This window comes from Streptomyces sp. NPDC001852 (assembly GCF_042891825.1).
Classification (GTDB): Bacteria; Actinomycetota; Actinomycetes; order Streptomycetales; family Streptomycetaceae; genus Streptomyces.
The window spans coordinates 94,591-118,856 of sequence record NZ_JBIATN010000032.1 but is presented as its reverse complement, the minus strand read 5'-3'; the positions used below and the strand labels follow the sequence as shown (position 1 = coordinate 118,856).

At 68.9% G+C, this 24,266-nt stretch carries 20 protein-coding genes and 7 pseudogenes; 13 read left to right on the top strand and 14 right to left on the bottom strand.

Features of this window, described 5'->3' with window-relative positions:
* Window positions 1-611 precede the first annotated feature (611 nt).
* On the top strand, window positions 612-2,453 hold the full coding sequence (locus ACFYZB_RS38570) for a trypsin-like serine protease (RefSeq protein WP_388766409.1): 1,842 nt from the start codon (window positions 612-614) through the stop codon (window positions 2,451-2,453).
* Between the two features lie 682 nt (window positions 2,454-3,135).
* Here ACFYZB_RS38570 and ACFYZB_RS38565 read toward each other — a convergent pair.
* From ACFYZB_RS38565 to ACFYZB_RS38555, 3 genes and pseudogenes are all read right to left on the bottom strand, one after another.
* Window positions 3,136-3,744: a GNAT family N-acetyltransferase gene (locus ACFYZB_RS38565; RefSeq protein ID WP_388766408.1), complete on the bottom strand. Its 609-nt coding sequence runs from the start codon at window positions 3,742-3,744 to the stop codon at window positions 3,136-3,138.
* Between the two features lie 74 nt (window positions 3,745-3,818).
* Window positions 3,819-4,751 carry a MerR family transcriptional regulator gene (locus ACFYZB_RS38560; RefSeq protein ID WP_388766407.1) on the bottom strand — a complete coding sequence of 311 codons (933 nt, stop codon included), beginning with the start codon at window positions 4,749-4,751 and terminating at the stop codon, window positions 3,819-3,821.
* Window positions 4,752-5,109: 358 nt separating this feature from the next.
* Window positions 5,110-5,262: pseudogene (locus ACFYZB_RS38555) on the bottom strand (transposase family protein); the annotation flags it as partial.
* Between ACFYZB_RS38555 and ACFYZB_RS38550 the strand changes: the two are divergent.
* From ACFYZB_RS38550 to ACFYZB_RS38535, 4 genes and pseudogenes are all read left to right on the top strand, one after another.
* Window positions 5,203-5,361: pseudogene (locus ACFYZB_RS38550) on the top strand (NUDIX hydrolase); the annotation flags it as partial. The pseudogenes ACFYZB_RS38555 and ACFYZB_RS38550 overlap by 60 nt on opposite strands.
* Window positions 5,362-5,570: 209 nt before the next feature.
* Window positions 5,571-6,817, top strand: a pseudogene (locus tag ACFYZB_RS38545) (PP2C family protein-serine/threonine phosphatase).
* Window positions 6,818-7,446: 629 nt separating this feature from the next.
* A pseudogene (locus tag ACFYZB_RS38540) lies at window positions 7,447-7,629 on the top strand (IS630 family transposase); the annotation flags it as partial.
* 48 nt (window positions 7,630-7,677) lie between these two features.
* Complete coding sequence (locus ACFYZB_RS38535; protein WP_388766405.1) at window positions 7,678-8,013, top strand: hypothetical protein; 336 nt, start codon at window positions 7,678-7,680, stop codon at window positions 8,011-8,013.
* Window positions 8,014-8,053: 40 nt separating this feature from the next.
* Here the strand turns inward: ACFYZB_RS38535 and ACFYZB_RS38530 are convergent, their stop codons facing one another.
* Together ACFYZB_RS38530 and ACFYZB_RS38525 are read right to left on the bottom strand one after the other, a co-directional pair.
* Window positions 8,054-8,446, bottom strand: a complete 393-nt coding sequence (locus ACFYZB_RS38530) for a hypothetical protein (RefSeq protein ID WP_388766403.1) — start codon at window positions 8,444-8,446, stop codon at window positions 8,054-8,056.
* Window positions 8,447-9,095: 649 nt separating this feature from the next.
* Entirely contained in the window at window positions 9,096-9,965 is an 870-nt protein-coding gene (locus ACFYZB_RS38525) for a hypothetical protein (protein ID WP_388766402.1), read from the bottom strand.
* Between the two features lie 164 nt (window positions 9,966-10,129).
* Here ACFYZB_RS38525 and ACFYZB_RS38520 point away from each other — a divergent pair, with 164 nt between their 5' ends.
* Window positions 10,130-11,374 carry an FUSC family protein gene (locus ACFYZB_RS38520; RefSeq protein WP_388766400.1) on the top strand — a complete coding sequence of 415 codons (1,245 nt, stop codon included), beginning with the start codon at window positions 10,130-10,132 and terminating at the stop codon, window positions 11,372-11,374.
* Between the two features lie 38 nt (window positions 11,375-11,412).
* Here the strand turns inward: ACFYZB_RS38520 and ACFYZB_RS38515 are convergent, their stop codons facing one another.
* Together ACFYZB_RS38515 and ACFYZB_RS38510 are read right to left on the bottom strand one after the other, a co-directional pair.
* On the bottom strand, window positions 11,413-11,997 hold the full coding sequence (locus ACFYZB_RS38515) for a hypothetical protein (RefSeq protein ID WP_388766398.1): 585 nt from the start codon (window positions 11,995-11,997) through the stop codon (window positions 11,413-11,415).
* Window positions 11,998-12,473: 476 nt separating this feature from the next.
* On the bottom strand, window positions 12,474-13,136 hold the full coding sequence (locus ACFYZB_RS38510; protein ID WP_388766396.1) for a hypothetical protein: 663 nt from the start codon (window positions 13,134-13,136) through the stop codon (window positions 12,474-12,476).
* Window positions 13,137-13,700: 564 nt separating this feature from the next.
* On the opposite strand from ACFYZB_RS38510, the gene ACFYZB_RS38505 reads away from it, so the two are divergent.
* Entirely contained in the window at window positions 13,701-14,375 is a 675-nt protein-coding gene (locus ACFYZB_RS38505) for an HAD family hydrolase (protein ID WP_388766394.1), read from the top strand.
* Here ACFYZB_RS38505 and ACFYZB_RS38500 read toward each other — a convergent pair.
* A pseudogene (locus tag ACFYZB_RS38500) lies at window positions 14,367-15,170 on the bottom strand (IS701 family transposase); the annotation flags it as partial. The gene ACFYZB_RS38505 and the pseudogene ACFYZB_RS38500 sit on opposite strands and share 9 nt — an antisense overlap.
* 138 nt (window positions 15,171-15,308) lie before the next feature.
* Here ACFYZB_RS38500 and ACFYZB_RS38495 point away from each other — a divergent pair.
* Both ACFYZB_RS38495 and ACFYZB_RS38490 read left to right on the top strand, forming a co-directional pair.
* A pseudogene (locus ACFYZB_RS38495) lies at window positions 15,309-15,461 on the top strand (IS630 family transposase); the annotation flags it as partial.
* 46 nt (window positions 15,462-15,507) lie between these two features.
* Window positions 15,508-15,921: a hypothetical protein gene (locus tag ACFYZB_RS38490; protein WP_388766393.1), complete on the top strand. Its 414-nt coding sequence runs from the start codon at window positions 15,508-15,510 to the stop codon at window positions 15,919-15,921.
* 408 nt (window positions 15,922-16,329) lie between these two features.
* Here the strand turns inward: ACFYZB_RS38490 and ACFYZB_RS38485 are convergent, their stop codons facing one another.
* The 3 genes from ACFYZB_RS38485 to ACFYZB_RS38475 are packed head-to-tail and all read right to left on the bottom strand — an operon-like array spanning window position 16,330 to window position 17,151.
* Window positions 16,330-16,470 (bottom strand): hypothetical protein, encoded by a 141-nt coding sequence (locus ACFYZB_RS38485; RefSeq protein ID WP_388766391.1) that lies wholly within the window; start codon window positions 16,468-16,470, stop codon window positions 16,330-16,332.
* Window positions 16,467-16,775, bottom strand: coding sequence for an ANTAR domain-containing protein (locus ACFYZB_RS38480; protein WP_388766389.1), 309 nt, complete (start codon window positions 16,773-16,775; stop codon window positions 16,467-16,469). The genes ACFYZB_RS38485 and ACFYZB_RS38480 overlap by 4 nt, the downstream gene beginning before the upstream one ends.
* 13 nt (window positions 16,776-16,788) lie before the next feature.
* Complete coding sequence (locus ACFYZB_RS38475; RefSeq protein ID WP_388766388.1) at window positions 16,789-17,151, bottom strand: STAS domain-containing protein; 363 nt, start codon at window positions 17,149-17,151, stop codon at window positions 16,789-16,791.
* Between the two features lie 189 nt (window positions 17,152-17,340).
* On the opposite strand from ACFYZB_RS38475, the gene ACFYZB_RS38470 reads away from it, so the two are divergent.
* The 3 genes and pseudogenes from ACFYZB_RS38470 to ACFYZB_RS38460 all read left to right on the top strand — a co-directional run bounded on the left by ACFYZB_RS38470 (window position 17,341) and on the right by ACFYZB_RS38460 (window position 19,092).
* A complete protein-coding gene (locus ACFYZB_RS38470; RefSeq protein WP_388766386.1) occupies window positions 17,341-17,724 on the top strand; it encodes a helix-turn-helix transcriptional regulator in 384 nt (127 codons plus the stop codon).
* A gap of 629 nt (window positions 17,725-18,353) precedes the next feature.
* A pseudogene (locus ACFYZB_RS38465) lies at window positions 18,354-18,812 on the top strand (transposase); the annotation flags it as partial.
* 76 nt (window positions 18,813-18,888) lie between these two features.
* On the top strand, window positions 18,889-19,092 hold the full coding sequence (locus tag ACFYZB_RS38460; protein ID WP_388766385.1) for a transposase: 204 nt from the start codon (window positions 18,889-18,891) through the stop codon (window positions 19,090-19,092).
* Here ACFYZB_RS38460 and ACFYZB_RS38455 read toward each other — a convergent pair.
* The 3 genes from ACFYZB_RS38455 to ACFYZB_RS38445 all read right to left on the bottom strand — a co-directional run bounded on the left by ACFYZB_RS38455 (window position 19,061) and on the right by ACFYZB_RS38445 (window position 21,112).
* Complete coding sequence (locus ACFYZB_RS38455; RefSeq protein WP_388766384.1) at window positions 19,061-19,558, bottom strand: hypothetical protein; 498 nt, start codon at window positions 19,556-19,558, stop codon at window positions 19,061-19,063. The genes ACFYZB_RS38460 and ACFYZB_RS38455 overlap by 32 nt on opposite strands.
* Before the next feature lie 713 nt (window positions 19,559-20,271).
* Window positions 20,272-20,481 (bottom strand): hypothetical protein, encoded by a 210-nt coding sequence (locus ACFYZB_RS38450; RefSeq protein ID WP_388766383.1) that lies wholly within the window; start codon window positions 20,479-20,481, stop codon window positions 20,272-20,274.
* 187 nt (window positions 20,482-20,668) lie between these two features.
* Complete coding sequence (locus ACFYZB_RS38445; protein ID WP_388766381.1) at window positions 20,669-21,112, bottom strand: TetR family transcriptional regulator C-terminal domain-containing protein; 444 nt, start codon at window positions 21,110-21,112, stop codon at window positions 20,669-20,671.
* A gap of 210 nt (window positions 21,113-21,322) precedes the next feature.
* Here ACFYZB_RS38445 and ACFYZB_RS38440 point away from each other — a divergent pair, with 210 nt between their 5' ends.
* Window positions 21,323-23,758, top strand: coding sequence for a SpoIIE family protein phosphatase (locus ACFYZB_RS38440; protein ID WP_388766378.1), 2,436 nt, complete (start codon window positions 21,323-21,325; stop codon window positions 23,756-23,758).
* Window positions 23,759-24,266 lie beyond the last annotated feature (508 nt).

Here is a 24,266-nt window from a genome sequence, read left to right as displayed (position 1 = left end):
CAAGCTTCGAATCCTGCTGATCGATCGACTCTCCAGACCGCGGCATGGTCCCCTCGGGGTTGACATCGAGACCCGCATATTAGAGGGGTGCCGACGGGCAAGGTCCGCAACGACAACCTGCGGGCCGCGGTTGCCCGCGTACTTGGCCTGTCCCGGTCTCGGGTGGAGAACGAACGCTGGACCGCCTTCCGCTCGCACTACGGGATCGCCGCCGCCTATTGCCACCCCGGACTGGAGGGCGGTCAAGTCGGGCTCATACAGCAATAACTTGGCTGGGCGTCGAGTAGTGGCCAAGGTGTGGGCCTTTTGAGCCCGCTCGGTCCCAGAGCGGGCAGGCCACCGGCCAAAGCCGCTCCACCGACCTTGTTGTCTGGTCAGAGCTGCTCGGTGAGGCGTACGGGGATCTCGGCGACGGCCATGTGCCGGGGGCAGGTGATGATGTAGCCGGCGGTGTTGCCGATGCTCTGGAAGAAGCGGAGCAATCTGGTGACAGAGACGAGAACGTTAGGTTTCTGTGGCGCATGAGGATGGTGAAGATCGACCGGCCGGAAGTATGATCAGCCGCTTTGTTCGATGCCACCCCCCCAGCATCTTCATCACAGGAGACATGAGTGTCCTCTGCCCACAGAGGCGGGAAACACCGTCGCCGAGGCTGGATAGCCGTACCCGCCGCTGCCACCACGCTGCTCCTCGGCGGCGCCGGTGCGCTCATCATGGCGCCCGCCAACGCAGCGCCACTGCCGACGGACATCGGCGTCAAGGGCCACAGCAGCGTAGGCAAGTCGCAGCTCACCGCCCGCGTGCACGGCGCACTCACCGCGCCAGCCGCCAACACCCCCGCGAACCTGCGACCCGCGGCGAGCACTGGCTCGCCGTCTGGCACCACCATCAGTCCGCAGCCGCAGCCGTCGGCCTCCGGCACTGCCGATGCGCAGATCATCGGCGGCACGACCACCAGCATCTCCACAGCCCCGTGGATGGTGCAGCTGTGGTACTACGACGACAAGGGCACCGCCGACACCAGTGACGACGTCGGCTTCTTCTGCGGCGGCACCGTCGTGTCGCCCACGAAGATCCTCACCGCCGCCCACTGCGTCTCAGGCTACGACTGGCACAACAACGGCTCCATCGTCTACGGCACCGACCAGTTGCCGACCACCGACTCGTCGACCAACACCACCGACCTCCATGGCGGCACGGTGACGGGCGTGTGGCGGCAGTGGAACCATGCTTCGTTCAAGATCACCTCGAACGGCGCCGCCGTCAACGACGTCGCCGTGCTGACGCTGCCCAACCCGATCAGCGCCAAGCCGCTGCCCATCACCACCTCCGACGACACCACGTCGTACAAGGCGGGCACCCAGGCGCAGATCTATGGCTGGGGGCGCACCAGCTCCACCAGCCAGGACATCTCGCAGACCCTTCGCAAGGCCACCGTGCCGGTGAACGGCGACTCGACCTGCTCGGGTTACTACGGCAGCGACTTCGTGGCGGGTGCCATGACCTGCGTCGGTGCGTCGGCCAGCGGCTCCGACAGCGGCACGGTCGCCGCCTGCAACGGCGACTCCGGCGGCCCGCTGGTCGTCGGCGGGCGCGTCGTCGGTGTCGTGTCGTGGGGCGTGCAGGACTGTGTGAGCCAGGGCTCGTACAGCGTCTTCACCAAGCTGAGCACGTACGTCGGGGCAGCCGAACCGCGCATCGATGACACCGACCTGAGCGGTGACGGGCGCGCTGACATGTTCGCGATCGCCTCCAACGGCCAGGGCTACGAGTACGACTCGCGTGGCAAGTCCTTCGGGTCCCGCGTGTCGCTCGGCGACTGGAGCGGGGTCAACCTGGTGCGCCAGGCCGACCTGGACCGTGACGGCTACGCCGACCTGCTGGTACGCACCACCGACGGCACCCTGTACTGGCAGCACTACAACCTGTCCACCGGCAACACCGACGTCTCCAAGCTCGGGTCCGGCTGGAACAGCATGAAGGTCATGCTCGTGCCCGGCGACGTCACCGGTGACGGCCACCAGGACCTGCTGACCGTGGACTCCAGCGGCAACTTCTGGCTCTATCCGGGCACCGGCCACGGCAACTTCGGCTCGCGCGTCAAGCTCGGCTACGGCTGGAACATGTACGGCGCCAACGTCTTCGGCAAGGGTGACTTCACCGGCGACGGCAAGCTCGACCTGCTCGCCCAGGACTCCTCCGGCAACCTGTGGCTGTACAAGGGCACCGGCAACCCGTCAGCCCCGCTCGCGTCCCGCGTGAAGATCGGATACGGCTTCCACTACACCGCGTACGTGATGAACGGGGACATGACCGGCAACGGCCACTCCGACCTGATCGCCCGTGACAGCAGCGGCAACCTGTGGCTGTACGAAGGCACGGGCGACGTCTCGCACCCGCTGGCCTCACGAGTCAAGATCGGATACGGCTACAACGGCTACCGGCTGAGCTGACCGGCCCTCCGACAGGAGGTCAAGCCCACACCTGGACGACGGGCCCGCGTGCATCCTCACCAGAGCGTATGCGGGCCCGTTCGGCTGAAGGCTTGTCGGCCGCCTTCCCCGCTGCTTCTGCCCGAGCCTTCCGAACGGAGGCGTCGAGGCCGGCGGCGACCTCTTGCTGTCGCTCGTCGTCGCAGTGACGGTAGATCAGCGCCACCTTCTCGGAAGAATGACTGCTGCGGACCATCGTGCCCTTGAGGGCTCGATACACCAAGAGGCCCCGCCGTTCAGAGCGGGGCCTCTTGGGCGGACTCAGTCGCCCACCTTGATGCTCAGGCTGGAGGTCGGACGACGCCGGCCCCCACGGTCCCGAGATCGCGCCTTGGCGGCCGGCAAATCCAGAGCAGGAAAGTCGCCCGACGAGCGCCGCTTTGGTCACATTCGCCGTGCGCTTCTACCCGCCAGCAGTTCGGCAGCAGCCCCGGTGAGCAGAGCGAGACCCGGACCGAGAACGACCACGTTGATGAACGATGGTCCCTGCGTCCAGGCCCATGCGCAGCCGATCGCGAAGGCCACAGTCACTGCGATCCGTCCCGCAGCTCTTCTTCGTCCTGCACGCCGACTAGCACCCGGATACTCCACCTTGTCTGAGCCGCGCATACAATCGTGGTGACGCTTCGGTGCAGGTCATGGACTATGAGCTCGTCCCTGGGATCCGGGTGGCGCCCTGTTGAAAGAGGTCGTGTGCCCGTACATGCAGGTGACCGGCCAGGGGGTATGCGAGCGGTGCCGCGGGCAGGAGCGTGGTGAGTTCGTACCGGCTCTTCTGCGCGACGCGGCATGACGCCGTGTTGTCCACTTGGTGCAGGAGCTCAAGGCGCGTCAGTCCGTCACCGGCGAAGGTGGTGAAGGCCCAGTCCGTCAGCGCTTGCAGTGCCCGGGGAGCCACACCCCGGCCGCGCGCATGTCCGGCGGTCCAGTAGCCGACCTCGGCCGACGAGGTGCCCGGGGTGACGTTCTTGAGGACCACGTGGCCCGCCAACCGCCCCTCAGTCCCCGGAGATTGGGCCTCCAGGACGGCGAATCCGAAGCGGTTACCCGTCTCCCAACCCCGTTGCTGGTCGTGAACCCACCGTGCGGCGTTGGCCTCGTCGTTCACGGCTGCTCTCGTCCACCGGCGCAGGGCGTCATCCCGGTACAGCTCGGCCAGGTCGGCAGTGTCCGCCGGGCTCCAGGGGCGCAGTATGAGAGATGGGGCTGACAGCGTGGCGTCTGCCTCCAGCCGTGCAGCGTTCTTGTCCATCGGCCGAGAGTATGTGGCCGTCGCGACTGTCGGCGCCTCGTCTGACCGCCTGGCGGGGCTGGGAGGCTGCGGCGTCATCGATCCCCACGCATGCGCAGCGCTGCGACGGACCAGCCGATCAGCGGGTTCAGGTCTCCCGGGGCCGGCCAGCCGTTGATCCGCGCGAGCAGTTGAAAGTACCGGTCCCAGCGCGGATCGCTCGCGGCTTCCAGGCGGTGCAGCAACCACCGGTGCAGTTCGGCGTCGTCGGGGCGGCCGTAGGCGAGAGCACACCGGGCGGTGAGCTCGGCGACGACAGGATCGGCCTGCGGCGAAGCCGGGCTGATGCCGCATGCCACGGCTTCTCCCACGACATCGCGGGCGATGGCGACCATATCCGGGCGGGGTCGCGCGCCGTCGGGCAGGTCGGACACGTGATTTTTGGCCAGGCGCCGCACACTGGCGCGGAAGTCCGTGTCCAGGGACAGCTCAGCCAGCTCTACCCATGCCCTGACCTGCTCGTCTGTGGGGCTGTCGGGGAGCTCGGGCGTCATGGTGCGCCTGGCTGCGACATAGTAGGCGCCGCCGTGGGGGCCTTCGAAGACGGTGTCGAGGAAGTCGTCGATCAGGCGGCGGCGTTCGACTTCGGAGAGTGTGGCCAGTTGGTGCATGAGTTCCATCTCCTCGGGGGTGGGCTCGCGTTGGGCGGCGGCCGTCAGCACCGCCCGTCGCAGGCGCAGGGTGCTGATCTGTACGTCCAGCGCGGCAGCGTGCTCCGCGGCGACTTCGCTGAGCGTGAGTTCCTGGTCCACGACCCGCCGGATGATGTCGAGGCCAAGTCCCAGTTCGCGCAGTGTCCGCACAAAGGCCAGACGGGCGACGGCATCCGGGGCGTAGCGGCGGTAGCGGGCGCGGGTGCGGTCGGCCGGGGCCACGATGCCGTGATCGGAGTAGAACCGGATGGTCTTGACTGTCAGCCCAGTGCGCTGGGCCAGTTCGCCGATCGAGTAGAGCGTGTCGCCGTCCATGTCCCCCACCTTGACGTCTCCCCCTGCGGGAGACTCAAGCCCATCCGCCCGCCAACGGCCGATTGGCTCTGTCCATGAGAACGGGTTTTGGCTCAAGTTCTGGAGCCAGAACCCGAGAATGGACAGCCCGCTGTGTGCACTTAGCGGGCCGCCCGCCAGCAAGCGGGCTGCGTCCGAGGAGGGGAGTCGCTCATCTCCCAACGGGAGGCGCGGGGGTGAACCGTGCCGGAGTAGGGCGGCGCAGCCCGATCGCGGTGACGGCCGTGGCGGTCCGTCACCCACCCAAGCCTGATCGACGACCTCGCCGCCGGCCACTACCCCGCCCTGGGCTGAAATCCCCGGAACGGGGACCGCGAGACAGTGGCGCGAGCTGGCGCATCGTCAAATTCGTTCGCCAGTACACCGCGACCAGCAGCGCCCGGTCCTCCCGGGGCCTGGAGCAGGCTGGAGCGTGCAGGAGGAGGAGCTGCTGTCCTGGCGCCTGGTCCCGCGCGAGGAGATCACCGGCCACTTCCCCGGCGCCCTCGGCCACCGGGTCCTGACCGCCCTGGACGTCCTCGCGGACGGCACCGGCCCGGCGGAGCTGGAGAACGGTCACCGGGTGGCGTGACCGCTCCCGGTCGCACTGGCGACGACCGGGGCTGCCTCCGCCCGTGGCGAAGAGCCTGCTGTCTGGCGAAACGTCGACCGGTGCTGTGGCGACCAGCGTTTTGGCGACACTCCCAGCGTGAGACGGCCGGGCGGCGGTGCTGGCAGGACGCATAGTGGGGCGAGGAGCGTGCGGCGGTGGCGGCCGCGAGGACCGCATTGGGAGCGCGTGTGACGACACCTGAGATCGAATACCAGGCGCTGTTCGCCGCGGTCCCGACTCCGTGCGCGGTGCTGGGTCCCGACCTGGTGATCGCCGATGTCAACCTGGCGTATCTGGCGGTGACCGGGGGGCGCGGGAGGAACTGCTGGGGCGGTATTTCTTCGACGCCTTCCCCGAGGACCCGGCCGACCCGGATGCCGAGGGGGTACGGAATCTGAGCGCCTCCTTCCACCGGGTCCTGCACATCAAAGAGCCGGACACCATGGCCGTGCAGAAGTACGACATCCCCGTGCCGGGCCGGCCGGGCGAGTTCGAGGAGCGGTGGTGGTCGCCCATCAACGTCCCTGTGCTCGGACCGAACGGGCAGGTGGCATGGGTCATCCACCGCGTGGAGGATGTCACCGAGTTCGTGCTCGCCCACCCCGCCCGCCCAAAGACGGCAGGGGCGCTCACCGAGCGGGAGGCGATGGAGGCCGAACTGTACGCGCGGGCCCGCGACCTGCAGCGGCTGAACGAGGAACTGCGCCGGGCCCACGCCCGCGAGCGTCAGGTCGCCGTCACCCTTCAGGAGGCCATGCTCCAGTCCCCGGACCTGGCCCGACACCCGGACATCGCGGTGCGCTACCTGCCCGCCGCCGGGTCGCTGAACATCTGCGGCGACTGGTACGACGTGGTTGACCTGCCCGACGGGTTGTTCGCCGTCGCGGTCGGCGACGTCGTCGGCCACGGTCTGGACGCCGCCGCCGTCATGGGCATGCTCCGCAGCGCGCTGTCCGCCGCCGTCCGCGCGCTTCGCGAGCCCGCCCCGGCGATGGGCGTGCTGGGCCTGTACGCGCGCTCGGTGGAAGGAGCGCTGGCCACCACCGCGGTCAAAGCCGTCATCAACACCCACCGCCGCCACATCGCCTACAGCAACGCCGGCCACCCCCCACCGGTCCTCGTCCACCCCGACGGCACCTTCGACCTGCTCGACCAGGCCACCGATCCACCACTGGGAACCCGCCCCACCCACGTTCCCCGCCCCCAGGCCGCCCTGCCCTACACTCCCGGCGACACCCTCGTCCTCTACACCAACGGACTCATCGAACGCCGCGGCGAGGACATCGATGCCGGCCTTGACCGGCTCACCGACACCCTCACCCGCAACGCCCGCCTCGGACCCGAACACCTGGCCGACGCGCTGCTCGCCCACCTCGGCGTCGCCAGCGGCCGGCGCGACGACATCGCCTTGGTCGTCATCCGCTTCTTGATGTAGTGCCCTGATGACCGGCCTGCCCGCTCCCACCAGGTGGCCGGGCCGGCGGGCGGTTCCGCCGGTACTCGTCCGCACCACCATCTCGCAGACAGTGCCACGTTCAGCCGTCACCGACAGCTCTCGGAGCGGCCACTTCTTCCGTTGTGCTGGCGCGCAGTGCGGTGTGGCGACGCGCCGGGTGGACCGTGCGGACGGCGCGGCCGCTGCGGTGCAGGGCTGCCCCTGGCGATCAGGATCACGGCAATGACTGCTGCGGCTGCCAGCATGCCGGCTTCGTCCTGATCGGACATCTGTCGGGGCTTTCGTGGGGGTGGAGCGGGAGAGGGGCCGGTAGGACGTTCCATACCGGCCCCCTCCTCCTTGCCGCTGGTCGGTTTGCTTTGACGTCACCCGGGGGCTTGCGGTGGGACGGTGGGGAGTGCTCCTGCCGCAGGGGGCCGGATGGGGAAGTCGCAGTCGAAGGTTGATCTGTACGCCGCGATACGCCGTGACCACCGCGGTGGCTGACCCGGCGGGCTTTGCAGCGCAAGTACAACGTGACCTATTGCTCTGACCACATGGGTTGGCCGGGTCTGTGGTCGAGGCAGTTGGATGTCCCGTGACATCCGATCCGACCGCGCGGGGGTTTGGTGGCAGAGCCTGTCCGTGTGCGCAGGTTGACCGACCAGGAGGGGCAGAAACTGCAGCAGATCGTGCGCCGGGGCAGCACCAGTTCGGTGCGGTTCCGGCGCGCGATGAGGCTGCTGGCCTCGGCCGGCGGGAACCGGGTCCCGGTGATCGCCCAGCTGGTGCAGGCCGACGAGGTAGCCGTGATCACGGTGGACATGGTTTTCTGACCCTGCTCAACGGCCAGGTGCAGCTTGGTGGTCAGACCGCCGCGCGAGCGGCCGAGCCCGTGGTCGTCCGGCTCGACGGTGACACCGCCGGGGCGGCTCGGCCTGCAGGTCCCCCTTTCCCGCGCTCTTGCGGCGTCCTGGTGGCCTCGGCACACGGTGGAGGCCAAGCTGCGCAAGCATGGCCTCAGCGGGCTGGCCGGCCGCAACACCGCCCGCCTCGCGCTGGCCACTGACCTCCCAGCCGCAGTCCTGTCCGAAGTCACCGGAACGAGCGTGCACAACGCCACGCGCTGGTCCCGCTTCGTCAAACGCGACTGGGCCGACTACATCGTCACCCGGCGCGAGACAGGCCTGTCCTAAGCGCCACCGAATGCATCGGCCAGGGACGGCGCGGCTGCGGCTACTTTCCAGCCAGGCCGAGGTTGGCGCCGTCTCGGAGGTCCGGGAATCCCTGGGCGAGGACGGCCGCCGGCTCCAAGCACGCCCGGCGAGTGGCAGCCTCCGCCGGGTTCGTCGCGCAGCTCAGCTCCTGATACTTGCCGGCGGCCTTCTGGATCTTCTCCGAGACCGAACGCAGGGTGGCGAAGCCCTCCTGGCCACTGATCTGCGTCAGGACAAACGACGCATCCTCGCCCGTCGCCTTCGCCGCGGCGCCGCACTCCTGCGTGAACATCTTGGCCGACGCCGTTGAGCAGGGCGAACTTCCACCAGAGCCGAATCGCTCTTCGTGCACGGAAAGCCTCGACTCCACAGCGGACTTGACCTTGTCGGCCAGCGCCGCCTTCTCGGACACCGGATCCGCCGACTTGGATGGGGAGGCACTCGCCGAAGGAGATGACTCCGGACCCGCCTCGTCGCCGGAACCAGTGCAAGCCGAAAGCAGCGCGACAGCTGCCGTGACCCCGCTGGTCATCAACCACAGCTGTTTCCGGTTCACGCGTTCATACCCCCACATCGGTTCTTGAGCGCGTCACCTTAACCCGCGCCGATCAAGCCCCGTCAAGGTCACGGCGACCACGGCCGCCCACGCAGGTCCCCGCAGGCAGGAGGGCGCGCAAACCAGGCAGCAGGAGCGGAATGGCGCACCTCTGGAACAACACTCTGCACCAGTACCTGGCTCAGTCAGGGCAGCAGCGTCGGCGAGGTGCCATGCCGCAGTCTGGCAGTCGTGTCGGGGCTGTCGAGTCTCGCCCTCGGCGTCACCACGGTCGCCGCCGTCGGCCCGCAGCCGCTCGTCCTGCTCACCGCTGGGTCGTTCGTGTCCGTCACGCCGCGGGGCGGCCGTTCCAGTTGCTGAGCGCCGCGGCGCCCCGCAGCAGCTCCAGGGCCTTGCCGATCTCGTGGATCCTGTGACGGCCCACCCGTCGCGGGAAGAGATCAAGACTTGTGACCGCGCCCCGGCCGCGGGCTTCGAGAGAGCCAGAGGTCCCGGTCGCCCGCGATCAGCACGCGCCCGTCCGTGAGGGTTGCCGCCGCGGTCGGGGGGTCCTCGCTGCAGCCGAGGCCGCCGCGTTGCCAGCCCGTGGTCGTCCCGTCGCCGACCCAGACGGAACCGCACAGCACTGTGCGGGTGCTCGGCTCCGACTTGGGCCGGGGGCCGAGCCGACCAGCACCGGATGGCCCGTGGAGTCGACGGTCGCGGCAGTGATCTTGCCGGTGCCCATTGCCGAACTGTCCGTCCGCGTCCAGTGGGTGCCGTCCTGGCTGGTGAGAACCAGCGGGAGGGAGTCGTAGAAGGCGCAGGACTTCGCGTAGCCACCCACGGCGAACCAGTGGCCCGAGGCGTACAGGACGCTGTGCACCTGTGTGCCCGGTGGCATCCCGGTGATGTCGCCGGACGTCCAGTGCACGCCGCCGTCCGCGCTGCGCCAGAACGGGATCGTGCCCGCGCAGTGGAAGTCGTAGGCGTTGGTCGCCGCCGCACCGAAGACGACGACCTCCGTGCCGTTGACGCCGAAGTCACCCACGGGCGTGGGCGGTTGGCAGCCGTCGATCGTCGGCAGCGGCACGCGACGCACCGTCTTGCCCTCGTCGTCGGACGCGAACACGTACGGAGACTCCACCTGGTCGACGGTCTGGCCGCCACCGATCAGCAGTCGCGAGCCGACCTTCACCGCGGCGTTCACCGAGGCGTCGTCCGCGGTCTCCTGCTCGGGGTGGGTGTTGAACGTCAGCGGCAGCGCGGCAAGCCGGGACTCCTCGCCGTTCGGCGCCCGGCGGGTCACAGAGGCGCCGACACCGATCAACGAACCGTCGTCCCACGGCACCACCACGTCGCCCAGCAGGCCGCCACCGGGCCAGCTGCTGCGCATGGAGTACGGCACGTCGGATTCGTCGTCGACGCCCGGCTTCGGGGTGATCGAGAGCTTCGTACAGCCCTCGGAACCAGTCAGTTGACGTTCGCATAGTGGTACCCGTTGGCGAACGTCCCCTCTCCCAGGGCACCGACGGGTAGCCCACCGCGCCCGCGTACTTCTTGAACCCGAGCTTTGTCGCGCTCGTCTCTCCCGCGCCGGTGTCGCCCGCTCTGATCTTGCCGCAGCCGCCCAGTGAAGCCGGGGTGATGTGGCGTCGGCGTCGCGGGCGCGTGGCGCAGTGGCGACGCGCGCTACTGCACGCCGCTTCCGACGCATGGGGGCGGGTCACGGCAGGTATATGGCCGGTCGTTCAGCAGACCGCCGCAGCGAGCACGGCCTGGTTGATCGCCAGGCATCTCGTGGACCACCGGCTGCCCTTCTTCGCACCGGTCGCCGCCGTCGTCGCACTCAACGCCGCGCGCGGCGAGCGGGGCGTCAACGCGGTGCGGCTCCTCCTCGGAGTCGTCGTGGGCATCCTCGCCGCGGACGCGGCGGTGGCCGTGCTGCACCACGGGTACGGGGCGCTGGCGGCCGCCACCTTCGCGGCCATGCTGGTCGCGCTCGCACTGGGCGGCGAACGGATTGTGATCGCCCAGGCAGCCGTCAGCGCCATCCTCGCGGTGACCGTGGGAGGCGCAGCGGGGCCGCAACGCCTGACCGACGCGCTGATCGGAGCAGGCGTGGCACTGCTTTTCAGCCAGCTCGTCTTTCCGGCCGAGCCCGTGCTGCTGCTGCGCGGTGCGGAGGCGGCGGCTCTGACGGACCTCACCGACCTCCTGCGCCACACCGCTCAAGCACTCGAGCGCAACGATCAAACACTCAACGACCCGGTGGCCCAGCACCTGCCCACCAGCCGCGACACGCTGTCCGACCTTGCACACGCACGCCTCCGAAGCAGCGCAATCGCTCGTCACACACCCCTTTGGTGGGGGCGCGGCTCAACCGTCCTGCGGGAATGCCGCGACGCGGGACGGCTCGACCTGCTGGGCATGAGCTGCCTCATGCTCGCGCGCATCGCCACCGCCCATCGCGTCGGCGACAGCAGACAACTGGCCAAGCCGGCCCCGGCCGTGCGCGAACTCGCCGACATCCTGGAGACACTCGCCCGTGCGCCGCAACATCACGACACCCGGCAAAGGGCGGCCCAGCGCGCGCTCGACCTGATACGCCGCCACGAGGCGTCGGACACCACGAGGGACCCGCGCCCGACCGCGCTCCACATGGCCGTGCAGATGACAGCCACCGACGTCATTGCCTTCGCCGGCGTCGACGCGGCCACAGCCGTGGACGCTGCGCGACAGGCCCGGACCACCCCCGACCAGTCACCCGACCTGCAAGTCCGCGCCCCGCCCTCGACCCCCTGACCCGCCTTCGCCGAAGACGCCCCGGTCCAGGGCGATGATCAGGACCGCAGATCCACGACGACCTTGACGTCATCGCCGCCCTTGTGCAGACCATCAGAGAACCGGCTCATCGGCACTCTCCGGGTGATGACCCGCTCAAGCCAGCCTCGATCGGCCTTCGCCAGGGCATCGGCGGCCTGCTGATAGTGGCGACGGTTCGCGTTAACCTGACCGAACACCACCGTGTTCTCCAGCACCAGCTCCTTGTTCACCACATCCACTCCGACCTCCGCAGTACGTCGGCCGGAAGAGATACCGGTCAGGCAGATGACGGCATCAGGCGCCACGATCTTCGTCAGAGCGAACACCAGCGCTCCGGCACCGGTGCATTCGATGACCCCGTCAGGCACCACGTCGACGTCCCTGACGTCACCGGTGTGAAGGGTGGCGCCCAGGTCGGCGACCAGCTGAGCCTTTGGACCGCGGTCACTGAGATCCAGGACATGGGTTTGCAGGCCCCGCTGCACTGCCAGGAGAGCTGCGAACAGGCCGATCGGCCCGGCTCCGGTCACCAGCGCCACCCGGGGCCGCCACGAGGCCCGGCTGAAAATGCGTTCCGTCTGCTCCCATGCCTTGGCCAGCACCGAGGCAGGTTCCAGCAGGACCCCGCAGTCGCCGAGCTGCGGATCGAGCCGGACTGCGTACTCCGGCTCAACCCGCCACCGCTGGGATCCGAACCCGTCCCGCTCCTTGATCCCTCGCTCGGTGTACTGACCGTTGCGGCAAAAGTCCCACTCCCCGTGCGAGCACGGGGGGGCGCGGCACCGGGTCGGGACGCCGCACGATGCCCACGCCCAGATCGCCCGGCGCGAAGCCACTTCCCGCGGGTGCCTCCATCACCTCGCCCAGTGACTCATGCCCGATCACCAGGCGATCCTGGCCCGGTGCGGGCGAGCCGTAGCCGCCCTCCACGATGTCGACGTCGGTCCGCGCAGATGCCGAGCAGCCGCCCTTCCACGAGCAGTGCCCCCTGCGCTGGGTCGGGTTCGCTGACGTCGCTGATCGCCACCTGGCCGGGTTCGCCGGGAACAACGGTGATCGCCTTCACCCCATGCCCTCCTCACGTTCCTGGATCGATGCCCCACCGCGTCTGGCGCGTCTGCCCCGGCTCCAGGGTGATCAGCCCCTCCTTGGAGTTGAACGCGTCCGGCGCACAGGTCATCGGCTCCACACCCAGGCCGGTACGCCGCCTGTCCGCTTCAGGCAGTGTGTCGCCGGTGAAGATCTCCACATAGGGATAGGCGTCACCGACCCACAGAGTGACAGCTGGTCCCTCGCCGTGCACGAGCCGGACCCGTGCCCTGCCATCGACGTCGCGCCGCTGCTGCGTATACGCCACGTCGATATGCCGGTCACCAAGCGGCTGTTGCTCCCGCAGGTCGTACGGCGTGCCGTCGACCGGGCACCGACCTGCGGGGATGCCGGCGTCGTCCGCTGGCAGGTACACAGCACCGGGCACCTGACAGCCCGCGGTGTCCATCTTCGGCGTCTCGACGCTCAGATAGGGGTGCGCCCCGGTGGCGTAAGGGCAAGCCGTCCCACTCCGGTTGGTCACCGTCGTACACACCGTGAGCCCGTCCGTATCCAGGGTGTACTGAAGACGGCAGTCCAGGACCCAGTCCCACTGAGGTCGAGCTGGAACGCCTTGCCCGCCCAGGTGTACGTGCCCCCGCGGATACGGTTGGGCCAGGGAATCATGGAATGGCCGCGAGCGCCCGTGCACATCTCCTCCAGCCCGTATCCGTCGAGGATCCGGCGTTCCCCCACGCTGTACCGCCGCAGGCCCGCGCCGACCTTCGCGATCACGACAAGCTGCTCGCCATGACGAATCTCGTACTGGTTGCCGGACGGAGCTGCCACGTTCGCTCTCCGTATCGTCTGGGTATCGTCTGGCTCACCATTTTTCGGCGATGCGCTGCCAGCATCTGTCCTGGTGCCGACCTTCGCCGACGTCGGTTCATCGTGCGCCGAGCACTCCCTGCTCCCTATCCTCCGCCGCATCCACGTAGCCCGCTTGCCGTGACGTTGGCCCCAGCTGACAGCCGTACACGGCTCCTCCAAACGGATCCCCCGAAGCGCCCAACGCTCGGCGTCGTGGTTCCCTGCAGTAAGGAAAGACCTGTCCGTCTGCAGCTCAGCGTCCCGCGTACCGGTGGGCGAACAACGAATCGTGGGGTCTTCCTCCAAGCGTTCATGGAGGAGTACCGGGATCACGTCGTGCGAGTGCTCACCGTGCTGCCGCTCAAAACCTGACACCACTCACCACCTCGCGCCCAGAGGAACAGATATGACAGGACCCCTCGCTGTCCTCTTCGACATCGACGAAACCCTGGTCCACACCGGAGGTGCGGGAACACGCAGTTGGGCCTGGGCGTTCGATCAGCTGCACGGCGTACCCGCAGACATCGGAAAACACACGTCGGCGGGCGAGACCGACCCGCAGGTGGGACGGGAAACATTCCGGGCGGTGCTGGGTCGTGAGCCCAGTCACGAAGAGATGATGCGGCTCTACAGCGCCTACCTGTGGCACCTGTCCGAGGAAATCTGGTCCTCCGAGACCTATCGAGTCCTGGACGGTGCCGAGGCAACCTTGCGCCGGCTCGGACGAGCGGGCGCCATCCTGGGCGTGGTCTCCGGCGCCATGGAAGGCGCAGCGAGACTCAAAATGGAACCGGGCAAACTGGGCCGCTACTTCGTCTTCGGCGCCTACGGGTCGGACTCCCCCGACCGGGAAGAGGTGACGCGCCTGGCCGTTGCGAAGGCCGCACGACTTCATGGCCGCGCCCTCGCCAGAACCGAGGTGTACGTCGTCGGAGACACTCCACGTGACATCGAAGCCGCGCACGCGGCGGACGCCACCGCCATCGGAATCGCCAGCGGGCACTACACCGCACAGCAGCTCCGCGCCGCGAAAGCCGACTATGTGCTGGAGTCACTGAAGGAGTCGTTCCCCGGCCTGTGACCCGTGCAATGTCGGCGAGAACCTCGTTCGTGCGGGCTGTCGATAGCGAGGCTGGGGCCAGCAGCCGACGGGTCCGTTGCAGTCCGGCGTCTCGGGCTCCGCGTCGAAGGGATGGGCGGTCACATCCGCGCGGACGGCCAGCACGTAGTCGATTCCGCGGTCCGTCAGGGCGGCCCGCAGGTGTGCGTTGGTGCCGTAGGCGTCGGCCACCACGACCGGCGGCCTCATGCCCCAGACGGCCAGAGTGTCGAGTATGTCCAGGGCCAGCCGCCACTTCTCGCTGTGCGTGACCTCGGGCGGGATGCGGGCGGCAGTCCTGCGGTCGTTGTCCGCTTCCCGTTCCTGAGGCAGGAACAGCCGCCACTGCAGCGGGCAGGAGGCGATGTCGGTCGCAGCGTGGACGCTGACCGCGACCTGGCAGTTGGCGCGTTTGCCCAGGGCCCTGCAGTACTTCGGGGCCACGGCGACCGACATTCTTCCGTCCTTGGGCACCGACACGTCGTCGATCACCCAGGCCGTCGGGGCGATGAGCGGCAGCATCCGTTCGCAGATCCGACGCTGCACCGGCACGGGATCCCAGGTGGACTGGATTGCGAACTGCTGGAGGCTCTGCTCGTTGCCGTCCGGCAGCCGAGCGGCCATGGCCTGGATCGACTTGCGGCGGCCGTCCAGCATCAGTCCCCGCAGGTAGCAGTCGCCCTTGGCCCGCTGGTCCTTGCGCGGCACCGAGGCGAACACGTCAGCCACGTACAACGTCAACCTGGCCCGTACACGCTTCACTTCGCGTGCATCCACACATCCAACGTGCCCAAAAACAGCCCGAACCGGAAGACCTAACGGAGTCCTACTAGTGCTCTGACCGGGGAGGTTGGCCGGAGTAGTGGTTCCGGGGGTTGGATGTCCGCAGACGTCCGTGCGGCCGCTGGGGGTGTGGTGGCTGAGCCTGTTCGCGTGCGCAGACTGACCGACCATGAGGGGAAGAAGCTGCTGCAGAACGTGCGCCGGGGCAGCACCGGTTCGGTGCGCTACCGGCGGGCGATGATGCTGTTGGCCTCGGCCGGCGGTAACCGGGTCCCGGTGATCGCCGTCACCTCATGCGACGCATCCACCGCTTCCGCGTACCCTCAGCTCCGTGCCCCGTCATCCGAAGAAGCCTCGTCGGCTGGTTGCCGACGCGCGCGTGTACCTGTGGACGCTGCGCCACAGCCACAGCGTGGTGGACGGCAACCGGTCCTGCTGCGAGACCCTGACGCTGTACCCGCAGCCGGCCGGCACTGGCGGCCCACTGCGCATCGTCTTCACCGAGGGCCCGGGCCGGTTTGTCCCGGGTGGGGCTCCTCTGGGCTCCGGAGACGTGGGATACGTCCGGGGTGCCACCCTGAACCTTCACGAACCAGGCGCCGTCCGAGCTCTGCTCGACGCGGCCTCGGCCCGCGGGTGGCAGCCAGAGGCGCGGCGAGCGGTGGAGTTCGACGGCTGGTCCCTGCTGGAGGCGGCAGCCTCCGCGCGGGCCGGGGCCGCCGGCCCCGCGGACCCGAAAGATTGACACCGATGACTTCGCTGGCCCGCGCGATGATCCTGCGGGCCCTGGCTTCGCCCCTCCCGATCGCCCTGGGTGACAGGCGACTGCGCCCACGACCGAGACCGCTCTCGTCTTGCTCGAGGACGCCCGCCGCCGCGGCGAGCTGTGCGGGCCGCTGGACTTGATCCCCGAAGTCCACCACCGGATCGGGAGCGGCGAGGCCGTCATCCCTGGCGCGCTCCTGTCCTACAGGCGGGGCACCGCCGACGGCGAAAGCGGGTCGATCTCCGGGCGTTCGTGGAAGTCGACCGGGCCACTATGGGCCCCGAACGCCTCGCCGCCCGCATACGAGCGCCCCCACCGCTACGTACCCGCGGTCCCGGGACGCCGGCCGACCCTCCAGGAGTCAGGCCTGGAGGCGTGGCGGCGGCGCTACCCGCTGTTCCCCGCGTCCTGTTCGTCCTGGACGGCACCGGAGCGGCCGGTGTCGACTCGGTGAAGGCGCCCGGCCGTGCGTAGGAACGCGGCGAGCTGGGTCGCCGGCTGCGCCGGTGCCGCCACCGGGGTGCTCACTCTCCCTGTGCGGGAGTTGTGCCAGGTGTGATGGTGAGTTGAGTGACCGCTGCGATCAGCTGACGTTGAATGTGCGCGGTCAGTGACGGGCCCTTGACCGCGTCGACGATGTCCTGGGCGAGGCGGTGCAGCTTGGTGTTCGTGTGCTGGGAGACCATGACCAGGACGGTCCAGGCTTCCTCGGGGGTCAGGTTGAAGGAGGCCATCAGCACTCCGCGGGCGAGGTCGATGACCGGCCGGGTCTCCATGGCCCGGCGCAGTTGGATGACCTCGGTGCGAGCGTCCGGTCCGGCATCGTCGGTCAAGGTGTCTTCGGCGTCATGAGTCATGGCGATGGCAGGGGGAGTCGGAGGGGAACAGGGGCAGTGTGCCGGTGAGCGTCAGCAGTCTCGTCACAGCCGGACTGGACTGCCGGACGGTGACGGTCTTGCCGTCGTGCAGTGCATGTTGCCGCAGGCGCAGCAACATGTTGAGGCCGGAGCAGTCGCAGAACTGCACGCCACCCAGGTCAAGGTCCACGCCGGTCAGTGACAGGGCAAGGGCGTCCTGCAGGACAGGGCCAAGCCATGCACTGCTGTCAAGGTCCATCTCCCCGGCCACCCGGGTGAGCAGCCGCTCGCCCTCGGAGTACGTCTCGGCCTGAAGGGACGGTTGCGGGTGGTGCCCGGTCAGCCCCGCCACGGCTCGGGTGGGGCCAGCTGAACCCGCCCCGAGCCGTCCTGTCCCTGCGGGTTCAGGCATGGCCGCCGCTCCCCTCACCTTGTGCGCTCCCGGTCCATCTTCGGCACCGCCCTTCATACCCGTCAAGGGTTACATGAAAAGACTTTCGCCCTTTTGTTTTCGTGAACCTTCTCTCCTATCCTGGGGCGCATGGGTGGAGTGCCGGAGTCACACACAGGCTGGACCTTCTTGACCAATCACGCACGCGTGCTGGCGGCGATCGCCGACGATCCCCACACGCGCATCCGCGACCTCGCCGCGCATTGCCGGCTCACCGAGCGCGCCGTACAGAAGATCATCGCGGACCTGGAGGAAGCGGGCTATCTGTCGCGCATCCGGCACGGGCGCTCCAACACCTACCGCATCGCATCCGATGTCCCGTTGCGGCACCCGGTCGAAGCCGAAGCCGGAGTGACGGTGGCCACCCTGCTGTCCATGCTCGCCAGCCACGACGCACAACGGGGCAGCCGCCTGGAGTCGCCACAGACTGCGGTCTCAGCCACCGGAGGGCCCACGCACGAGGGCGAGAGGTAACCGCCCTTCAAGACGAAGCCGGTAAGCGGTTCGGGGGCCCGGGGAGGGGACGTTGCTCGCGGGGAGAGCCGGTGGAATTCGACCTCACCGTCGACGCCGCGGGTGTCCGCGCTCGAGCGGCAACTCCTTATCTCCCTGTCCAATGGCGAGCCCGAGCCAGCGACCGGGATCCCGGTGCGGCCACGCTTGCATGCTTCCAGTCAGCTGGCTCAGGCAGTTGATCGGCTCGGGCACCGCCGCCCCCTCGAGAGCGGCCCGCAGATACGGCAACAGGTCAATGACGAGCGGCTCGCCCCAGCGTGCCGTAAGAAGCCGTTATCAAAGCGATCTTGCTGCTAGAGGAGCGGACAGGCGTGCGGGTCCTGCTCCCGTTCGGATGATCACGGACTGGCCGGCGCATGAAGGAAGGGCCTCCTGCGTAGCTCGGAGATGTCGAGTCAACAAGCACCCAGGAGACCCAGGTGTCACAGTCTTCCGCGCCCGTCGCGTCGGTGTCCAACTCCGGTGTGTCGCGGTGCCATTGCCTCGCTCACCGGTTCGGTAGCGCCGCCGCCCACGGAGGCCGTGAGCGCCGCTACCCCAGCGGTCTGACCGACGCCGAGTGGGCGGTGGTCCGCGACGCGCTGCCGATGCCGCGCTGGCTTCAGGGACGGGGCGGCCGACCGGAGTCCTGCTGCCACCGCGTGATGGTCGACGCCGTGCTCTACCTGGTCAACGGCGGCATCAAGTGGCGTGCGATGCCGGTCGATTTCCCCGGCTGGGTGGCCGTCTACCGCTTCTTCCGCCACTACCTCACACAGGGCCTGCTGACCGAGCTGCACGACCGGCTGCGCCGGCAGGTGCGCGTGGAGGAGGGCCGTGACCCGAAGCCGTCAGCCGGGATCATCGACTCCCAGTCGGTCAAGCCCGACGCCGTGGTCGGTGCAGAATCGCGCGGCTTCGACGGCAGAAAGAAGATCAATGGGCGCAAGCGCCACCTGGTGGTCGACTGTCTCGGGCTGCTGCTGGCCGTACTGGTGACCGCCGCCTCGACCACCGACCGCGACGCCGCGCACGCTATGCAGCCGCCGCTGCGCGCCCGGTACTTCCGCTTGAAGTTGATCTGGGCCGACAACTCCTACAGCGGGGCGCTGGTGGAATGGGGCCGGCGCCGCACTACGGCTGGTGCTGCAGGTGGTCAAGCGCGCGGAGAACACGGTGGGCTTCGCGGTGCTACCGCGCCGCTGGGTGGTGGAGCGGACCAACGGATGGCTGATGCGCACCCGTCGCCTGGCGCGCGACTACGAGCGCACCACCCCGGCCGCAGAAACGATGATCTACTGGTCGATGACCGCGCTCATGACCCGCCGCCTGGCCGCACGGCGCTGAACCGGCCGTCCGGCTCCTTGACCAGCCAGCCCCGCTCGGCCACCCGCCGGGCCTTGGCTCGCACCCCCTCCACCCCGGCAGCCGACGTCTCCCAGCCCAAGCGGGCGGCGATCTGCCGGCAGTTCAGCGGCCCGGTCCCCTCCTGCACCGCCGCCTCCAGGGCCCCGATGATCCGCTGACAGTCCGAGGCGAGGACGGTCGTCTCAAGTCCCGGCCGCCAATCGGGCGCGATCGTGCCGGGCGCCGCGGCCGCGGTCCGACCCCTGCTGTCCGGCGGCGAACCGTCCGCCCCGCGGGCCTCGGCCAGCGCCGCCGCGAACTCCTCCCGCGCGATCACCGCGCGCTCGCAGGCCCGCTCGGCCTCGGCGAGCGCGGCCGCAGCGCGCTCCGCCGCCTCGCGGCACTTCTCCAGGCGCTGACGCGCGGACAGCTCCCGCTCCTCCAGCAGCCTCATGGGCGACGGCATCCAGCCCTCCGACAATGCGGTGACACGACACCGCCATCCCTGCCGCCCACCCGCCGAGAACATGCCTGACCTGCGGAAACAAAGTCACCCACGAAATGCGTTCTGTGGGCAAAGGCGCAGGGGCCGGCCGGCCCACCGCCGCACTTGTCTGCGGCTGGCACGCGCCTGCTCCCCGTCGGCGACCAGAGCGGTGATTGGGCCGCTGTACTCGCTCCAGATCGCGGTACCCCGGCCCCATGCAGAGCAGCCGCCCGTCATGAATGGCGTTTACTGCGGGAGCTTCCGGGAGCCCTCCGGCGTCTTCAGAACGTCTTTAGACGCAGGCGGCGCTGAAGCGGGTCGCAGTGGCTCATGCCGATGCGGGGTGGATCATGAGGCATGGCATGCGACGAGGACCGCGGATGGGGGCAGACAGCCGTCGCCGGGTTGCACATCCGAGCGGACGGTGGGACCGGGATGCAGCTGCTGGGCTGGGAAGGTGTCCTGCCCCTGTCCGTGGTCCAAGCGGTGATGCCCCCACCGGCATCCGGCTGGCTGCCCCCCTCTGCGTCTGCACCGACGTTCGTCGAAGCGGTGTGATCACAGATCTGAGTCCGGCTGCAGCTGGTGGCCGCACAGACCACCTGCCGATCGCGCCGTGCATCCGGCCCACGACGAGGCCGTGAGCAGATGAGCACTTCCCTAGCCTCGGCCATGACCCGCGGAAGGCAGCCTCAGTGCCAGCAGGCGACGTCGTCGGGGTAGCGTTCGGCGAGGAGGCTGGCGAGGAGTTCGTCGCACAGCACCGGCAGGGGTTCGCGGGCGAGCGCGGCGGCGACCAGGACGGCGGCGCCGCCGGTCTCGGTGCGCAAGAAGGCACGCAGCGGGGGACCTCCGCTGCTGCACAGCGTCTGACCGGTGTAGGCCTCTGGTTCACGGGACATGGGTCAGATTCTCGTTCGCGGCGTGGCTGACCAGCCTGCGGTGGGCGGAGAGCGGTGTGACGGCTGTGGGGCGCTTCGCAGTCAGGCGGGCTCGTGGGTCATGGCAGCAGGGCACCGGCCAGGTTCGTGCGAGCCCCGTCGGCTGTGTCCAGGTGCTGGAGCACATGGCCCGGCATCCACGCGTGCGTCACGCGCCCCGAGCTTGGCGCACGCCGGCGTCGGGAGACGTCGCGAAGGTCTGCAGGTGGTCGATGGCTGACTGCAACGCGTCTTTCAGCGGAGTGATGTCCCGCGCGACCTGGGCGAGGAGCATGCCGCCCTGGAAGGCGGCAAGGAGCAGATTGGCCAGTGGCGTGGGATCTGCCTCAGCGCTGATGCGGCCGAGTTGCTGCATGCGCTCGATTCCCTCGCGGAAGATCCCCCTCCACTGGTCGAAGGCACTGGCGACCTCGTCGTGCACGTCGAGGTCCGTCTTGATGATCTCGCTTGCCAGGGAGCCGAGGGTGCAGCCCTCCTGGTAGGCGCGCTGGTAGCCGACGTAGAAATCCGCCCACGCCCGGAGCGCGTCGAGAGTTTCGAAGCCGGCGAATCGCTCATCGCGGTGGAAGGTGAGGACGCCTCTGACGGTCAAGGACGCAGGTCCGGCGCCGGCATCGAGCGATCACGAACCGAGGAAGATCGGACTTAACGTCCACTGAGGCCTTGCCGGAGAAGCAGCCGAAGCAGCACACGCTGAGTGTCGCCATGACTTCCTGCCGAAGCTCCGGGCCGAGAGGGACGGAAGAGTCGCGGACGGAGACCGCCGGGAGGAACATCGAGTCACGGAGGCAGGGTGGTGGCTATGGGGACACCGTCGACGCATTTCAGCGAGAGCCCTGAGGATCCGTTCGCCCTCGGGCGTGGTGCTTCCGCTGCGCTCGACGATCACGGCACGGTGGTCGCCTGGAGCACACGTGCGGAGGAGCTGCTGGGCTATACGGCCGAGGATGTGATCGGACGGGCGTGGCAGACCCTCCTGGTCGATGCCCGTGACTTGCCTGTCGCGCGGTCCATCGTCGTAGACGCCGTGAAGGCGGGGGGATGGTTCGGTGTGCTGCCCGTCCGGCACCGGGACGGGCGCCGTGTGGAGATGGGTTTCCGGGCCCGTGCGGTCACCCGGGAGGGGGGCGGTCAGGAGTGGCTTCTGGTCGGCGCTCCTGCCGCCGATGTCATTGCCTGGCAGCGGGACCGTGCGCTGCTGGACGGCTTGTACCGCCGGTCCCCGATCGGTCTGGTCACTTACGGCCCGGACAGGAAAGTGATCCGGGTCAACCGTGCGGTCGAAAAGGCGAGTGGCGTCCCGGCCGAGGCGCCGGTGGGCCACCGCCCCCGCGAGTTCCTGGTCGACGAGGACGCGGGTCCGGCAGATGAACGGGTCCGGCACGTCCTGGAGACCGGTGAGCCGTTGATCTTCACAGAGCAGTCCGCTCGGGCACGCCACGATCCGGGGCGGGAGCGGATCGTGTCCGTCTCGGCGTTCCGGATGGAAGACGCCTCGGGCCGGGTTCTCGGCGTGGCCGAGACGATCGAGGACGTGACCGAGCGCCACCGGGCGCAACGCAGGCTCGCCCTGCTGAACGAGGCGGGCGCCCGCATCGGAACCTCGCTGGACGTGGCACAGACCGCTCGGGAACTGGCCGAGGTGGCCGTCCACGGCCTGGCCGACTACTGCTCGGTCGACCTCCTCAAACCCGTGACGTACGGTGACGATCCCGTGCCCGGTGTGACAGGTTCGCTGATCCGGGCTGCCCTCATACCACCAGAACGCCGCGTTCCGTTCCAGGAAGGCGATGTCGTCCCGCTGCTTCCAGAATCTCTGCAGGCGCGGTGCCTGGCCGAGCGTCGTCCGATTCTCGAGAAGCACTTGTCCCTCCGCCCCGAGTGGTACGCAATGGACCGCCGGCGCGTCGAGATCGCCATGGGGCTCGGAGTTCATTCGTTGATCGCGGTACCCCTCGTCGCACGCGGCTGGGTCCTGGGCGTGGTGAGCCTGTGGCGGTCGGGCAATTCGGAACCTTTTGAACGTGAGGATGCTGCAGTGGCCGATGAGTTCTCCTCGCGTGCCGCCGTCTGCATCGACAACGCGCGCCGCTTCACGCAACAGCAGAGCGCCGCTCTCACTCTTCAGCGCAGCCTGCTGCCGAAGACAGGGTCCGACCTGCCGGCTGTGGAGGTGGCTTGCCGGTACCTCCCAGCCAGCGGCGAACCGGGCATCGGCGGTGACTGGTTCGACGTGATCCCGCTGTCAGGCGCCCGGGTCGCCCTCGTCGTGGGCGACGTGGTCGGGCACGGCATTCACGCAGCGGCCTCGATGGGCCGACTACGCGCCGCCGTGCGTACCCTGGCGAGCCTCGACCTAGAACCCGACGAGGTGGTGGCGCGGCTGGACGATCTGGTCAGTCTGCTGGCCACCGAGATAGAGGCGAACGCTGACGGCAACCAGTGGGCGATCGAGCAGATGCTCGGAGCCACCTGCCTGTACGCGGTCTACGATCCGGTCTCCCAGCACTGCCTCTTGGCACGCGCCGGCCATCCGGCGCCGGCGGTGTCCACCCCGGATGGCGAGGTGACTGTGCTCGATCTGCCCGCCGGTCCGCCGCTGGGCCTGGGCGGACTGCCGTTCGAAACATACGATCTGGAGCTCCCCGAGGGCAGCCTGCTCGCGCTCTACAGCAACGGCCTGCTGGAGGCACGCAATGGCGACATTGACACCGCGCTGGAGACCTTGCGCGCATGTCTCACCCGCGCCAGAGAACCGGTGGACCAGACCTGCCACGCCGTGGTCGATGCGCTGCTGCCCAAGGACCACCTTCCCACTGACGACATCGCGCTGCTCATCGCACGCACCCGGGTGCTCCGGCCAGAGAATGTCGCCTCATGGCAGCTGCCCTTGGAAGCGACCGCTGCCGCCCGCGCCAGAGAGCTGACCACGGCGAAACTGACCGAATGGGGGCTGGCCGATCTGGCCTTCACCACCGAGCTGGTTGCCAGCGAACTCGTCACCAACACCTACCGGTACGCAGCTGGCCCCGTCACCTTGCGTCTCATCCGTACGCACTGTCTGATCTGCGAGGTGTCCGACACCAGCCACACGTCCCCCCACCTCCGACGAGCCCTCAGTACGGATGAGGGCGGACGCGGGCTCTTCCTGGTCGCGCAGCTCACGGAGCGGTGGGGCACCCGTTACACCCATGACGGCAAGACAGTCTGGACGGAGCAGCCTCTTCCGCTTGCCTGACCTGCGGCCTCCGCAACATCAGCCGATTGCTTGGGTGTCGGCCATCTACGCCCGTCCGCCGCGCGCGCCGAGCGATCCGGCGGGAACATGAACGCGCCCGGCCACCGGATGGCGGGTGGTGGACATGGAGATCAACCCTGCGGCGGTCGTTCTCCCTCCCGCGCGACGCCTCGGTGGCCGGGGAGGTGCGGCTGCACCGCATGATCCGCCGCGGCGCCGTCTATGGTCCTCCGCTGCCCGATGGCGTGCTGGAGGACGACGGAGCGGACCGCGGCCTGATGTTCGCGTTCATAGGCGCCCACCTGGGCCGGCAGTTCCAGTTCGTCCAGTCGGAGTGGATGAACGACAGCGGCTTCTTCGGTGCCGGCAACGCGAAGAACCCCCGTCGTCGGATCCGCGGACGGAGAGACGGGCTACACCATTCCCCGTCGGCCGGTGCGGCGTCGCCTCGCCCCGCTGCCCCGATTCGTCGTCACCCGGGGAGGCCAGTACTGCTTCCTGCCGAGCC